Source organism: Actibacterium naphthalenivorans (assembly GCF_014196965.1).
Classification (GTDB): domain Bacteria; phylum Pseudomonadota; class Alphaproteobacteria; order Rhodobacterales; family Rhodobacteraceae; genus Actibacterium_A; species Actibacterium_A naphthalenivorans.
Window position 1 is genome coordinate 785,698 of record NZ_JACIEQ010000001.1, and the last position, 14,628, is coordinate 800,325.

10 protein-coding genes are annotated in these 14,628 nt (G+C 65.7%); 5 read left to right on the forward strand and 5 right to left on the reverse strand.

All coding sequences use genetic code 11. From position 1 onward, the window contains the following. Positions 1 to 120 precede the first annotated feature (120 nt). A complete protein-coding gene (locus GGR17_RS03840; RefSeq protein WP_054538019.1) occupies positions 121 to 840 on the forward strand; it encodes a response regulator in 720 nt (239 codons plus the stop codon). A gap of 9 nt (positions 841 to 849) precedes the next feature. Here GGR17_RS03840 and GGR17_RS03845 read toward each other — a convergent pair whose 3' ends face one another. The 4 genes from GGR17_RS03845 to aspS form a co-directional block, all read right to left on the reverse strand. Further along, on the reverse strand, positions 850 to 1,575 hold the full coding sequence (locus tag GGR17_RS03845; protein ID WP_054538018.1) for a GNAT family N-acetyltransferase: 726 nt from the start codon (positions 1,573 to 1,575) through the stop codon (positions 850 to 852). A 77-nt stretch (positions 1,576 to 1,652) separates the two neighbouring features. After that, positions 1,653 to 2,894, reverse strand: coding sequence for a DUF1501 domain-containing protein (locus GGR17_RS03850; RefSeq protein ID WP_054538017.1), 1,242 nt, complete (start codon positions 2,892 to 2,894; stop codon positions 1,653 to 1,655). A gap of 2 nt (positions 2,895 to 2,896) precedes the next feature. Further along, positions 2,897 to 4,276, reverse strand: a complete 1,380-nt coding sequence (locus tag GGR17_RS03855; protein WP_054538016.1) for a DUF1800 domain-containing protein — start codon at positions 4,274 to 4,276, stop codon at positions 2,897 to 2,899. 98 nt (positions 4,277 to 4,374) lie between these two features. After that, positions 4,375 to 6,150: an aspartate--tRNA ligase gene (gene aspS / locus GGR17_RS03860; protein WP_054538015.1), complete on the reverse strand. Its 1,776-nt coding sequence runs from the start codon at positions 6,148 to 6,150 to the stop codon at positions 4,375 to 4,377. A gap of 304 nt (positions 6,151 to 6,454) precedes the next feature. Between aspS and GGR17_RS03865 the strand changes: the two genes are divergently transcribed. Further along, complete coding sequence (locus GGR17_RS03865; RefSeq protein ID WP_054538014.1) at positions 6,455 to 7,684, forward strand: SAM-dependent methyltransferase; 1,230 nt, start codon at positions 6,455 to 6,457, stop codon at positions 7,682 to 7,684. Between the two features lie 3 nt (positions 7,685 to 7,687). On the opposite strand, the gene GGR17_RS03870 is transcribed toward GGR17_RS03865, so the two are convergent. Further along, a complete protein-coding gene (locus GGR17_RS03870; protein ID WP_157445504.1) occupies positions 7,688 to 8,359 on the reverse strand; it encodes a CPBP family intramembrane glutamic endopeptidase in 672 nt (223 codons plus the stop codon). Positions 8,360 to 8,534: 175 nt separating this feature from the next. On the opposite strand from GGR17_RS03870, the gene GGR17_RS03875 reads away from it, so the two are divergent. The 3 genes from GGR17_RS03875 (at position 8,535) to GGR17_RS03885 (ending at position 14,617) form a co-directional block, all read left to right on the forward strand. Beyond that, positions 8,535 to 9,800 (forward strand): glycosyltransferase family 87 protein, encoded by a 1,266-nt coding sequence (locus GGR17_RS03875; RefSeq protein ID WP_157445503.1) that lies wholly within the window; start codon positions 8,535 to 8,537, stop codon positions 9,798 to 9,800. Between the two features lie 72 nt (positions 9,801 to 9,872). Then, positions 9,873 to 13,100, forward strand: coding sequence for a carbamoyl-phosphate synthase large subunit (gene carB, locus GGR17_RS03880; protein ID WP_054538011.1), 3,228 nt, complete (start codon positions 9,873 to 9,875; stop codon positions 13,098 to 13,100). A 287-nt stretch (positions 13,101 to 13,387) separates the two neighbouring features. Further along, positions 13,388 to 14,617: a DEAD/DEAH box helicase gene (locus tag GGR17_RS03885; protein WP_054538010.1), complete on the forward strand. Its 1,230-nt coding sequence runs from the start codon at positions 13,388 to 13,390 to the stop codon at positions 14,615 to 14,617. The last annotated feature ends 11 nt before the right edge of the window (positions 14,618 to 14,628 follow it).

Here is a 14,628-nt window from a genome sequence, read left to right on the forward strand (position 1 = left end):
TGGCGCAGGTTATGCGGCCACCGCGCCCATACCGCAAGGGGCTGCGCGGAATGCCGCGGGACGTTTACCGAAGATTAAGCACCACCGCGCTCTACTTGCCCCGATGCAGGAGAGCGTGACATGACAGATGACCTTGGAACCCTGACGACATTTTCCCCCGACCTGCCCGGCCGGCCCCTGGTGGGCATGACTGTTCTGGTGGTCGAAGACAGCCGCTTCGCGTCAGAGGCGATGCGGCTTTTGTGCCTGCGCTCGGGCGCGCGGATCAGGCGGGCCGATTGCCTGCGCTCGGCCCGGCGGCACCTGCAGGTCTATCGCCCGACAGCGGTGATCGTGGATCTTGGCCTGCCCGATGGCGCTGGCGACGGGCTGATCGCGGAACTGGCGCAGGCCACGCCGCGGGTCGGTGTGATCCTGGCCACCAGTGGCGATGACGGGGCGCAGGCGCGGGCCCGCGCCGCAGGGGCCGACGGGTTTCTGGCCAAACCCATCACCAGCCTTGCCGCGTTTCAACAGGCGATTCTGGCACCTCTGCCCGAGGCCGCCGGCGGGCGGGCCCTCCGCGCCCTGCCCGACGAAGAGATACATCCCGACACGTTCGCCTTTCGCGACGACATGATCCATGCCGCCGACCTGCTGACCGAAGGCGCGGATGCCCGGACACTGGACTACCTTGCCCAGTTTCTGGCCGGCGTCGCCCGTTCGGCCCGCGATGCGCCGCTGGAACAGGCGGCGGCGGGTCTGGCCGACCGGCGCGCGCAAGGCATGGCCGCCGAGGCGGCGCTGGCTCGGGTCAGCGGGCTGCTGCAGGCCCGGATCAGCACCGCCGCACCGATCTGAACGGTGGTGTCAGCCGCCGCCCGCCAACGCCGGATCGGATGCCACGCGCACCGGCTCGGTCAGATCGGCCAGCCGCGCACGCTGCCGCCCGGCGGCATCGAAATTGGCGGGCGAAAGCCAGGCCCCGAACGCCTCTTTCAGCGCGGGCCATTCACTGTCGATCGCGGCGAACCAGGCGGTATCGCGGTTGCACCCCTTGATCACGGCCGCCTGCCGAAAGACGCCTTCGTAGCTGAAACCCAGCCGCTGCGCCGCCCGCCGCGAGGGCAGGTTCAGCGCATTGCATTTCCATTCGTACCGGCGATAGCCCGTCTCGAAGGCCCATTGCATCATCAGATACATCGCTTCGGTCGCGGCGCGGGTCTGTTGCAGCGCGGGCGAAAAGGTGATCGAGCCCACCTCGATCGACCCCGCTTCCGGCGCGATGCGCATGAAACTGGCCTGCCCGGCATAGCGGCCGGTCTGAAGATCGCGGATCGCGTAGAAATATGGATCGTCCGTTGCCGCCGCCTCGGCCGCCCAGCGATGAAACGCCGCCGCCGAAGGGAACGGGCCGCCCAGCATGTAATCCCAAAGCGCGTCATGCCCGTCATAGGCCGCGAACAGATCGGCGGCGTGGCGCGCGGCGTCCAGCCGCTCCAGCCGGGCATGGCGCCCCTCCAGAACCGGCGCATCGGGGCGGCGCGGCGCCGCCCAGCCGGGCACGGGCACGCCTGGAAGACGGGTCTGGGTCATGTCGCGGCGCTCCCCCTGGTCGGCTTCCGGCGATCTAGCCGCAAAGAAACCCGCAGGGAAACCCCGAAAACCGGCGCCTAAAGAATGATCTGGCCGATCCCGCCCATATCCAGCCCCGGAAACACCGCCGTCTCCAGCACCGACCGGTCCAGCCCGAACAGCCCGCGCATCGCCGAGGCCGCATAGGCGCGCACATCGGTCGTGGGCCGCAGGTCGCGCCCCTGATACAGCTCCGCCTCCGACAGGCCGGGCCAGTCGGCCCAGACCTTGCCGCCGCGCACCGCGCCACCGGCCATGACCATCGCGCCACCGGTGCCGTGATCGGTGCCGCCGGTGCCGTTTTCCCGCGCCGTCCGTCCGAACTCCGTCATCGCCAGCACCGTGGTCTGGCTCCAGACCGGGCCCAACCCCTGTTTCAGCGCCAGAATGGTTTCGGCAAGCTGGGTCAGCGGCGGCTTCAGCGTGTTGGCCTGATTGTTATGCGTGTCCCAGCCGTTGATCGAAAACGCCGCGATGCGGGTTTCACCCAACAGGCGCGACACCGCGAAATCGGCCACTTTCAGATGGGTCTTGCCGCGCGTCGCCTCCATCATCTGCTCGCGCATCGCCTCCGCATCGCCGGGCTCGGCCATGGCCTGCATATTCGCGCCCGTCTCCAGGCTTTCGGCGATATGGATCGCCTCGCCCACCGCATCACGGAACAGCGGATCGTTCTGGGCGACCATTTCCACCAGCTTCTGCGCCTGGGGCGAAAGCGACAGCCGCGCATCGGGCGACCAGCTCGACACCGGCGCGGGGCCGCCCAGCACCAGCAACTCGTCGCGGCCGATGGCAAAGGCGGTTTCGGCGCTCACCCCCGGCACCGCCTGCAACATCCGGTTCAGCCAGCCGTCGCGCACATGCGCCGCGCCCAGATCGAAGCCGGTGCCCGCCTCGAGCAGATCCTGCCCGTCGAAATGGCTGCGCTTGTCGCGGTACGGGGTCGAAACCGCATGGGCAAAGCCCAGCTCGCCCTTCTGCCACAGCCCCGCCAACGACGACAGCGCGGGGTGCAGCGAAAAGAACCCGTCCAGATCGGCGGCGCCCGCCGCCTCTCCGAATTTCAGCTTGGGGCGGCTGGCGGCGAAATCAGGGTCACCATAGGGCTGGACCACATCCAGCCCGTCCATCGCGCCGCGCAGGATGATCACGACAAGGCGATGATCCCAGGGCGCGGCGGCCAGCGTGACCGGCGTCAACAGGGGCGAAGCCGCGGCCGAACACCCCAGCGCGAGCGAGCGCATCAGCAAGGCGCGGCGGGTAAGGGCAGACCGGTTCATCGTCACCTCCGTTGAAATTCGGGCGAGATCAGCACAAGACCAATCCCGACGGCGCGGGTTTCCGCTGCCGATGCCGCGAAGCGCAGCGTGTCGGACGCGGTACCGCCCAGCGCCGTATCGACGAAGGCGCGCGGGTCGGGCAGTTCGGGGCGCAGCAGGCCGGGCACCATCATCGCCCACTGGATGCGGCCCGCCATGCCCTGCGGCGTGATCCAGTCCGCCTCCGCCTCGGGCCAGCCGTCGGGGCCCACCGGCGCCTCCCAGCTTTGCCCCATCACCTGCATCGGCAGCGCCAGGTAAAGCCCGGTGTCCTTTGGCCCCAGCGCCTCTATCTGCTTGCCCGGCACATCCAGCGCCCGCAGCGTGGCGGCGACGAAATCGAACGGCTGCCGCGCCTTGCCCAGACGGGGATCCCAGGCGGCGGGGTGATCCAGCAGCGCGCCATAGGTCGCCATCAGGTCGCCGCCGCTGTCGTGGAAGGCCGCCGCGATGTGATCGACCAGCGCCGGCTCCGGGGTATCGGCCACGAAATGCGTGGCCAGCTTGGTTGCGATGTGCCGGGCCGTGGCCGGGTGACGGGCCAGATCGTCGAGCACCGCATGCACATCCGCCAGCGCCGGCTGGCCGCCGCCATACTCTTGGCCCAGCACGGATTCGGCCCCCGGTTCGGCGAAAAAGGGGCGAAACAGGAACCCCTTGCGCGGATCGTAAGACAGGCCGGTGAACAGCTCGGCCAACTGGCGCACGTCGGCCTGCGAATAATCCGCCCCCACCCCCAGCGTGTGCAGTTCCATCACCTCGCGCGCAAGGTTTTCGTTCAGCCCGCCGCCCTGCTTCTTGACCTTGGCCGAGGTCGGCCCGGCGGAATTCACCTGATCCAGATAGGCCAGCATCATCGGATGGGTCACCGCCGATTTCAGCAACGCGGCGAAAGAGCCTGTCAGGTGCGGGCGGATTGCCTCTTCGACATAGGTCGCGGCGGAAAAGATCAGGATGCCCTGCTTGCCCTTGACGGTGAAATGATCGGCCCAGAAACGGGTCAGCCGCTCGCGCAGCCCGTCTTCGGTGCCCGCGGCGCGGCGGAGTGTGGCGTTCAGATAAAGCTGCTGGTTTTCGCGGCCCGCCTTGCGCAGGGCACGAATCCTCTTTTGCGCCGCTTTCGCCTCTTCGCTGCCGCGTTTCTGGCGCAGCAGGCGCGACTGCTCGAAAAATTCGGTCAGCGCGGGGATCAGCGTTTCGAACCGCGGAATCGGATGGCGGGCGGCCATCGCATCGGGGCCCTGCAGCCGCCGCAACATGCCGTCCGTGCTGGCGGGGGCGGCGCGCACCGGGCTCAGCCCGGTGCCGAACCTGATTTCGGCAAGTTTTGGATCAAAGGTCAAGGCACCGCTCCTGCGCGAGATCGTGCAGGCGCAGCATAGCAGAGCCAAACCGGTCTTTCATCAACCGGTTTGGTCACATTCCGGGGATCGGCGGGAAATCACTCCTGCGGGATCACCCGCAGCGAAAGTTCGCGCAACTGCTCGTTCTGCGGCTCGGACGGCGCGCCCATCATCAGGTCTTCGGCGCGCTGGTTCATCGGGAACATGATGACCTCGCGGATATTCGCCTCATCGGCCAGCAGCATCACGATCCGGTCGATGCCCGCGGCACAGCCGCCGTGCGGCGGCGCGCCGAACCTGAACGCATTGACCATGCCGCCGAAGCGCTTGGTAACCTCTTCGGGCGGATAGCCGGCCAGTTCGAACGCCTTGAACATGATCTCGGGCTTGTGGTTGCGGATCGCGCCGGAAATCAGTTCATACCCGTTGCAGGCCAGATCGTATTGATAACCCAGCACCTTCAGCGGATCGCCCTGCAGCGCCTCCATCCCGCCCTGCGGCATGGAGAACGGGTTGTGCGAAAAGTCGATGGTGCCGGTTTCGTCGTCCTTCTCGTACATCGGGAAATCGACGATCCAGCAAAAGGCGAAGCGTTTGTTATCGGTCAGGCCCAGCGCATTGCCGATTTCAACACGCGCGCGGCCAGCCACCGCCTCGAACGCCTGCGGCTTGCCACCAAGGAAGAAGGCGGCGTCGCCCTTGCCCAGCTTCAGTTGCAGGCGGATCGCCTCTGTGCGTTCGGGGCCGATGTTCTTGGCCAGCGGGCCGGCGGCCTCGATCCCGTTCTCGCCCTCGCGCCAGAAGATATAGCCCATGCCGGGCAGACCTTCCTTCTGGGCGTAGGCGTTCATCCGGTCGCAGAACTTGCGCGAGCCGCCATTCGGCGCGGGGATGGCGCGAATCTCGGTGCCTTCCTGCTCCAGCAGCTTGGCGAAGATCGCGAAGCCCGAACCCCGGAAATGCTCGGACACGTCCTGCATCTTGATCGGGTTGCGCAGGTCGGGCTTGTCGGTGCCATACCATTTGGCGGCATCGGCATAGGAAATCTGTGGCCAGTGCTTGTCCACCGTATGGCCACCGCCGAACTCTTCGAACACGCCTTCGACCACCGGCTGGATCGTGTCGAACACATCCTGCTGGGTGACGAAGGACATCTCCATGTCGAGCTGATAGAAATCGGTCGGGCTTCGGTCGGCGCGCGGGTCTTCGTCACGGAAGCACGGCGCGATCTGGAAATACTTGTCGAAGCCAGACACCATGATCAGCTGCTTGAACTGCTGCGGCGCCTGCGGCAGGGCATAGAACTTGCCCGGATGCAGGCGCGAGGGCACCAGAAAATCGCGCGCGCCTTCGGGGCTGGACGCGGTGATGATCGGCGTCTGGAATTCGCGGAAGCCGCTGTTCCACATCCGCTGGCGGATGCTGGCCACCACGTCGCTGCGCAGCTTCATGTTGCTTTGCATCGCCTCGCGCCGCAGGTCGAGATAGCGATAGCGCAGGCGGGTTTCCTCGGGGTATTCCTGATCGCCGAACACCATCAGCGGCAGTTCGTCGGCCGCGCCCAGCACCTCGAGGTCACGAATGAAGATCTCGATCTCGCCGGTCGGGATCTTCGGGTTGATCAGACTCTCGTCGCGGGCCTTCACCTCGCCGTCGATGCGGATGCACCATTCCGAGCGCAGCTTTTCCACCCCGGCAAACACCGGGCTGTCGGGATCGGCCAGAATCTGCGTCACCCCGTAATGGTCGCGCAGGTCGATGAACAGGATGCCGCCATGGTCACGCACCCGGTTGACCCAGCCCGACAGGCGGACGCTCTGACCCACGTGGGATTTGTTCAGTTCGGCGCAGGTATGGCTGCGGAAGGCGTGCATGGTCGTCCCTCGGGGTAAATTCAGTGTCGCGCCGATACACCCGTCCTGCACGGCAAAGTCAAGGGAGGGCGGCCCGCCGCGCGCTTGTTTACAAGGGAAACCGGGCCGCCCGCCTTCGTCCGCCCGCCCCCGGCGCACAGGCTCGCGGGAACCGCCAGCCATTTTTTGCATTACAAAACTGGACAGTACATTAATTTTTCGTAAAGTTTCGAAGAGCGCAGAGGTCGAACGGGCGAAGGCCCGGCGCCAAGAAATCGCGAGACGCAAATTCAGAGGGCCATCTGGCGGCCCGATGGGGGAGCTTATGTGGAATCGATTACTGGATGAACTGCTGACCCACCTGATCCGCAAGGGCAGGCTGACGGCGCATTTTCCGGACGGAACGGTAAAAACCTATGGCGACGCGGGCGCCGAAGCGGTCGAAGTGCATCTGCACGACGCCACCCTGCCCCGCCGGATCATCATGACCCCCGACATGGCGGTGGGCGAGGCCTATATGAACGGCACGCTGACCATCGAGGGTGATGACCTCTACGGCTTTCTGGGCGTGATCCTGCGCAACCGCGGCGACGGCGGCACCCATTGGGCCATCCAGCTCAACCTGCTGCTGCGCCAGTTCATGCGCCGGTTGCAGCAATACAACCCCGTCGGCAAAGCCCAGGCCAATGTGGCGCATCACTACGACCTGTCCGGCGCGCTGTACGATCTGTTCCTCGACGAAGACAAGCAATATTCCTGCGCCTATTTCCAGACGCCCCGGGACACGCTGGAACAGGCGCAGACGCAGAAGAAGGCGCATATCGCGGGCAAGCTGCTGCTGCAGCCGGGGATGCGGGTGCTGGATATCGGCTGCGGCTGGGGCGGGATGGCGCTGACGCTGGCACGCGACTACGGCGCGCAGGTGCTGGGCGTGACGCTGAGCCAGGAACAGCACAAACTGGCGTGCGAACGCGCCCGCGCGGCCGGTCTTCAGGATCAGGTGGAGTTTCGCCTGACCGATTACCGCGATGTGAACGACCGGTTCGACCGCATCGTGTCAGTCGGCATGTTCGAACATGTCGGCGTGCCGCATTACCGCGAATATTTCCGCCATGTGCATGACAAGCTGGCAGATGACGGCGTGGCGCTGATCCACACCATCGGGCGGGCCGATCCGCCCGGCACGACCAGCCCGTGGATTCAAAAATACATCTTCCCCGGCGGCTATGTCCCGGCGATGTCGGAGGCCATGGCCGCGATCGAGAAAGAGACGCTTTTCACCACCGATGTCGAGGTGTGGCGCTTGCACTACGCCGAAACGCTGCGCCACTGGTACAACCGCTTCGTGGCCCGTATCGACGAGGCACGGGCGCTGTATGACGAACGGTTCTGCCGGATGTGGCGCTACTATCTTGTCGGCAGCGAGTTGAGCTTCCGTCTGCATCATCAGGTTGTGTTCCAGTTTCAGCTTGCCCGCAAACAGGATGCCGTGCCGCTGACCCGCGATTATCTCTACCGCGCAGAAGCCGGAAGGGCGCAGCAGGCCGCCGAGTGATGCCTAGAACGGGCGCACCACATTGCCCGAATAGAAATAGATGCCCAGCCCGAGCGTGAACAGGATCGCCCCGGCGATGGAATGCATCAGCACCGCCATGGCAAAGCTGCGCCGCGCCTCATAGGCCCAGGCGAAGACCAGCCCACCGGCGAAGGTCATCGCCGCGACGATCCAGCTCCAGTACATCAGATGCGCCAGTGAAAACAGCGCCGCGTTCAGCACGATGGCCCGCTTCGGCCCCGGCAGAAGCGCACCGTAGCGGCGGAAGAACAGCGGCCGGAACACAAGCTCCTGCGGCAGTGCCGACAGGACCGGATAAAGCAGCAGGATCATCAGCGTCAGCAGCGGCTGATGGCGCGGCAGGAACAGCAGCGCCTCTGGGCGGGTGGCCAGCATCACGGCAAGCGAAACCGCCAGCGTGAGCCCGGAAAACGCCGCGACGGCGGGCCAGTCGATCGCGCGCCGGTTCCGGCTGAGATCATGCCAGGCGAACCCCTCCGTCAGGTGCAAAAGCGCGATGCCGCAGGCGGTGACGGCAAACAGCACCGGAAACATTGCCTGCGCAGGCAGCACGATCGCCACGGCCACCGGCGCCACGATATAGAGCGCCAGAAACTCCGCCCAAAGCTGCATTCTGCTGGCATCGCGCCCGGCGGGCAGATCCGCTCGTTCCATCATTCGCCTCTTTGCCGTTTTCACAGATATCCGGTCGACGCGCCTGAATTTCCAGCCCGCACACCCGAAGCCGGCAACAAAACCCGCCCCGCGCCCAAAAATCGCCCGGATCACCGCCTATCCCGCCGGAAACCTCGTTGAAACAGGGGCAGCCGTGGGCACGCAGAGCAGACAGGTGAATATCGCGACCCTGGCCGGGGTGATGCTTCTGGCCGGCTGGGCCGTTCTGACCGTCATGGGCCACTGGAACATCTGGATGCCGGATCTGTCGGCGGTTTACATGGCCGCGCGGCTCTATGCCGAAGGGCAGGCCGAGCTGATCTATGCCGCGCCCGAAGGCTTTTTCGGCGGCTCCCCCGCCGCCTGGACCGATATGCTCATAGCGCTTGGCGTGGCGGAACAGGACGCGTTTCCCTATGTCTACCCGCCGCTCTGGGCGGTGCTGCTGGCGCCGCTGGCCGAAATGCTCGGGCCCTACGCGTTCTTCAATCTCGTAACCACGGTGCAGGTGCCACTGATCGCGCTGTCATCGGTGCTGGCCTGGCGCATCCTGCGACCCGCAGCGCTGCCGTTCTGGCAATGGTCGGTGGTGACGGTGATCTTGCTGAAGTCTTCGGTAATCGCATGGTTCGCGTTGATCCTGATGCAGCCGCAGATCACGGTGATCTTCCTGATCCTGCTGGCCTTCGAACGCTACCGCGCCGGCGCGTTCGTGCTGGCCGGGGCGGTGCTGGGGCTGGCCGCGATGCTGAAGCTTGCCCCGGCCGGGCTGGTTCTGATCTTCGTGCTCGACCGCCGCTGGCGCGCGCTGGCCGGCTTCGCCGGCGCCTGCGCCCTGATCGGGCTGGCCGGCCTTGCCGTGGCAGGCCCCGCGCTGCATCTGGAGTTCCTGCACAGCCTCGGCCGCATCGGCGCGGGCCTGTTCATCACTCCGGTCAATTTTTCGGTTCCGGCCCTGATCCATGGCGCGGGGGCGCTGACCGGGCTGCTGCCGCCGCTCGGTCCAGCCCCGCATAACATCCGCATCCCGGCGGTACCGCCTGCGGTCGGCGTGATTTCGAAACTGTTGCTGCTGGGCGGCATCGCCCTTCTGATCCGTGCCACCGCCAGGCTGCCCGATGCCACGCGCCTGCCCACGCGGCTGTTCGCCCTGTCGTTGCTGCTGAACCTGTTCGGCCCGGTTTCCTGGGCGCATTACTTCCTGCTGCAGCTTCTGCTACTGCCCGGCCTGTTCGGTCTGCTGCCCGCGCGACGGGCGATTCCGCTTGTCCTGTTGGTCGAGGTCGTTAGCAGCAAGGCAGGCGCCGACTTCATCCACGCCAGCTTTCCGGGCGACATCCCGTTCATGGCGCTGAACACCGGCATGATGCTGCTGCTCTTCGCAGGATTGCTGATCCCGACCCGCCGCGCGCCGGCGCCCTGTGCCACGGTGCCCGCCTGACACGCTTGGGGCTTGCGCGTAACTCCGGCAAGTCTATAACCCCCAAGAATTTGCCAATCCGAGGGACGGGACATGCCAAAAAGAACCGATATCAGCTCGATCATGATCATCGGCGCCGGCCCCATCATCATCGGTCAGGCCTGCGAGTTCGACTATTCCGGCGCCCAAGCCTGCAAGGCCCTGCGCGAGGAAGGCTACCGGGTGATTCTGGTAAACTCGAACCCCGCCACGATCATGACCGACCCGGACATGGCCGACGCCACCTATATCGAGCCGATCACGCCGGAGATTGTCGCCAAGATCATCGAGAAGGAACGCCCCGATGCCCTGCTGCCCACCATGGGCGGGCAGACCGGGCTGAATACCAGCCTGGCGCTGGCCGACATGGGCGTGCTGGACAAGTTCAATGTAGAACTGATCGGCGCCAAGCGCGAAGCCATCGAAATGGCCGAAGACCGCAAACTGTTCCGCGAGGCGATGGATAGGCTGGGCATCGAAAACCCCAAGGCCACCATCGCCAACACCATGGCCGAATGCATGGACGCGCTCGAGCATATCGGCCTGCCGGCCATCATCCGCCCCGCATTCACCCTTGGCGGCACTGGCGGCGGCGTTGCGTATAACCGCGACGATTACGAACATTACTGCCGCACCGGGCTCGATGCCTCGCCGGTCAGCCAGATCCTGATCGACGAGAGCCTGCTGGGCTGGAAAGAATTCGAGATGGAGGTGGTGCGCGACACCGCCGACAACGCGATCATCGTTTGCGCCATCGAAAACGTCGATCCGATGGGCGTGCATACCGGGGATTCGATCACCGTGGCCCCGGCGCTGACCCTGACCGACAAGGAATATCAGATCATGCGCACGCACAGCATCAACGTGCTGCGCGAGATCGGCGTGGAAACCGGCGGCTCCAACGTGCAATGGGCGGTGAACCCCGCAGACGGCCGCATGGTGGTCATTGAAATGAACCCCCGCGTGTCGCGGTCTTCGGCGCTCGCCTCCAAGGCCACGGGCTTTCCCATCGCCAAGATCGCCGCGAAGCTGGCCGTGGGCTATACGCTGGACGAGCTGGACAACGACATCACCAAGGTCACGCCCGCCAGCTTCGAGCCGACCATCGACTATGTCGTCACCAAGATCCCGCGCTTCGCCTTCGAAAAATTCCCCGGCTCCAAGCCCGAGCTGACCACCGCGATGAAATCCGTGGGCGAGGCGATGGCCATCGGCCGCACCATCCACGAATCGCTGCAAAAGGCGCTGGCCAGCATGGAAACCGGCCTGACCGGGTTCGACGAGATCACCATCGAGGGCGCGCCCGACAAGGCCGCCGTCGTCGCCGCCCTGTCGAGGGCCACGCCCGACCGGCTGCGCACCATCGCCCAGGCGATGCGCCACGGGCTGAACGACGATGACATCAATGCCGCCACCGCCTATGATCCCTGGTTCCTCGCCCGCATCCGCGAGATCGTCGAGACAGAGGCAGAGATCCGCAAATCCGGCCTGCCGATGACAGAGGACGGGCTGCGCAGGCTCAAGATGATGGGCTTCACCGATGCCCGCCTCGCGCATCTGACCGGCCGGGACGAGGCGCAGGTGCGCCGCGGCCGCCAGAACCTGGGCGTTACCGCCGTGTTCAAGCGCATCGATACCTGCGCCGCCGAATTCGAGGCGCAGACACCCTATATGTACTCCACCTACGAAACCCCGGTGATGGGCGATGTGGAATGCGAAGCGCGCCCCAGCGACCGCAAGAAGGTGGTCATCCTGGGCGGCGGGCCGAACCGCATCGGCCAGGGGATCGAGTTCGACTATTGCTGTTGCCACGCCTGTTTCGCGCTGACCGGGGCCGGCTATGAAACCATCATGATCAACTGCAACCCCGAAACCGTCAGCACCGATTACGACACCTCGGACCGGCTGTATTTCGAACCGCTGACATTGGAACATGTGATGGAAATCCTGCGGGTCGAGCAGGAGGCCGGCACCCTGCACGGCGTGATCGTGCAATTCGGCGGGCAGACCCCGCTGAAACTGGCCGATGCGCTGCAGGCCGAGGGCATCCCGATCCTGGGCACCACGCCCGACGCCATCGACCTTGCAGAAGACCGCGAGCGGTTTCAGGCGCTGGTGCAGAAGCTGGGGCTCAAGCAGCCCAAGAACGGCATCGCCAGCACCGACGCGCAGGCGCTGGCGATCGCCGAGGAAATCGGCTTTCCCTTGGTGATCCGCCCGTCCTATGTGCTCGGCGGCCGGGCGATGGAAATCGTCCGCGACATGGCACATCTGGAGCGCTATATCTCCGAGGCGGTCGTGGTGTCGGGCGACAGCCCCGTCCTGCTCGACAGCTACCTTTCCGGCGCGACGGAGATTGACGTCGATGCGCTGTGCGATGGCGTGCTGGTGCATGTGGCGGGCATCATGCAGCATATCGAGGAGGCCGGCGTGCATTCCGGCGATTCCGCCTGTTCGCTGCCGCCCTATTCGCTCGCCCCCGATATCATCACCGAACTGCACCGCCAGACCGAGGCGCTGGCGCTGGCGCTCGGGGTTGTCGGGCTGATGAACATCCAGTTCGCGGTCAAGAACGGCGAGATCTACCTGATCGAGGTCAACCCCCGCGCGTCGCGCACCGTGCCCTTCGTGGCCAAGGCGGTGAACTCTCCCATCGCGTCGATCGCGGCGCGGGTGATGGCGGGCGAAAAGCTGTCGGGCTTCGAACTGAAAGACCCCGACATCGACACGTTCGCCGTGAAAGAGGCCGTCCTGCCCTTCGCGCGCTTCCCCGGCGTCGATACGCTGCTGGGCCCCGAGATGCGCTCCACCGGCGAGGTGATGGGGTCGGACGCCACCTTCGAACGGGCCTTCCTGAAGGCCCAGATGGGCGCCGGCGTGGTGCTGCCCACCGAGGGCCGCGTGTTCTTTTCGATCAAGGATTCCGACAAGACACCGCAGCTTGTGGAAACCGCGCAGACGCTGGTGGATCTTGGCTTCTTCATCGTCGCCACGCGAGGCACGGCGGCGTTTCTGGAAGGACACGGCATTGCCTGCGAGGTGGTGAACAAGGTGTACGAAGGCCGACCCAATATCGTCGACATGATGAAGGACGGCGGCATCGCGCTGGTGATGAACACCACCGAGGGCGCGCAGGCGGTCGAGGATTCGCGCGGCATCCGCTCGGTCGCGCTTTATGACAAGATCCCCTACTACACCACCGCCGCAGCCAGCCACGCCGCCGCGATGGCGATGAAATCGCGCGGCGAAGGCGCGCTGGAGGTGCGGGCGCTGCAGGGATAAGGCGCCCCGCCGCCCAAGCGACCCTTGACTTGGCGCCGCCAAAGCCTCATGTGTGCGTCAACCCGTCGCCCCGCTGCCGCGTGAGCAGCCAGACCTGGCGCCGGATCATGGGGCATTCGCCCCGCACAACAGGTTCCCATTTCACGCAGGGTCCCGGCGGTCTGGCAGCTTTCAGGACAATACGGTCCTTTGGCGTCGCCCCGTCCGCAACCCATGCTATCGCGCGGTCCGTCGGGCTGCGTGTTTCGATGACGGGCGGCTTCGGCTGCCCCCTGAAAGGTTCTGAATTGACCGATTTTTCCATGCTCGGCCTCGCGCCGCGCCTTCTGAAAGCCCTTGAAGAGCAAGGCTTTACCGACCCCACCCCGATCCAGTCTCAGGCGATCCCGCATATCCTGCAGGGCCGTGACATGATGGGCCTCGCCCAGACCGGCACCGGCAAGACGGCGGCCTTCGGCCTGCCGCTGATCCACCAGTTGATGGAGATCGGCACCGCCCCTGCGCCCAAGACCGTGCGCGCCCTGATCCTGGCCCCCACGCGCGAGCTGGTGAACCAGATCAACGACAACCTGTTCGTCTACGTGAAGGGCAGCCACCTGAAAATCACCAAGGTCGTCGGCGGCGCCTCGATCTTCAACCAGACCAAGCAGCTGTCGCGCGGCACCGACATCCTTGTCGCCACGCCGGGCCGCCTGCTCGACCTGATCGAACGTCGCGCCCTGTCGCTTGGCCAGACCCAGTTTCTGGTGCTGGACGAAGCCGACCAGATGCTGGACCTGGGCTTTATCCACGCGCTGCGCAAGATCGCCGCGATGCTGGCCACGCCGCGCCAGACCCTGCTGTTTTCGGCGACGATGAACAAGCAGATGAACGAGCTTGCCCAAACCTACCTGGACAGCCCCGTCCGGGTGCAGGTCAGCGCGCCGGGCAAGGCCGCCGACAAGGTCACGCAATGCGTGCATTTTGTCGATCAGGGCGCCAAGCCGGGCAAGCTGAAAACGCTGCTCGCCGCCCATCCGGGCGAGTTGGCGCTGGTCTTCGGGCGCACCAAGCACGGCTGCGAACGGCTGATGAAACAGCTTGACGCCGCAGGGTTTTCCGCCGGTTCCATCCATGGCAACAAGAGCCAGGGCCAGCGCGAACGCACGCTGCAGGCTTTCCGCGATGGCCGCATCAAGGTACTGGTCGCAACCGATGTCGCGGCCCGTGGCATCGACATTCCGGGCGTTGCGCATGTCTACAACTATGACCTGCCGAACGTTGCCGAAAACTATGTGCACCGCATCGGCCGCACCGCCCGCGCCGGCGCCGACGGGGCCGCGGTGGCCTTTTGCTCTCCTGACGAGATCGGCGAGCTGCGCAGCATCGAAAAGGTGATGGGCATTTCCATCCCCGTCGCCTCGGGCCAGCCGCCGGTGGAAGAACGCAAGCCCGCCCGCAAGGGCCCCGCGGGCAAGCCCCGCAGCCGCCGCCCGCAGCGTGGCCGTGGCGGCAAAAGCCAGCGCATGGCCGCCTGAGACGGGTGACT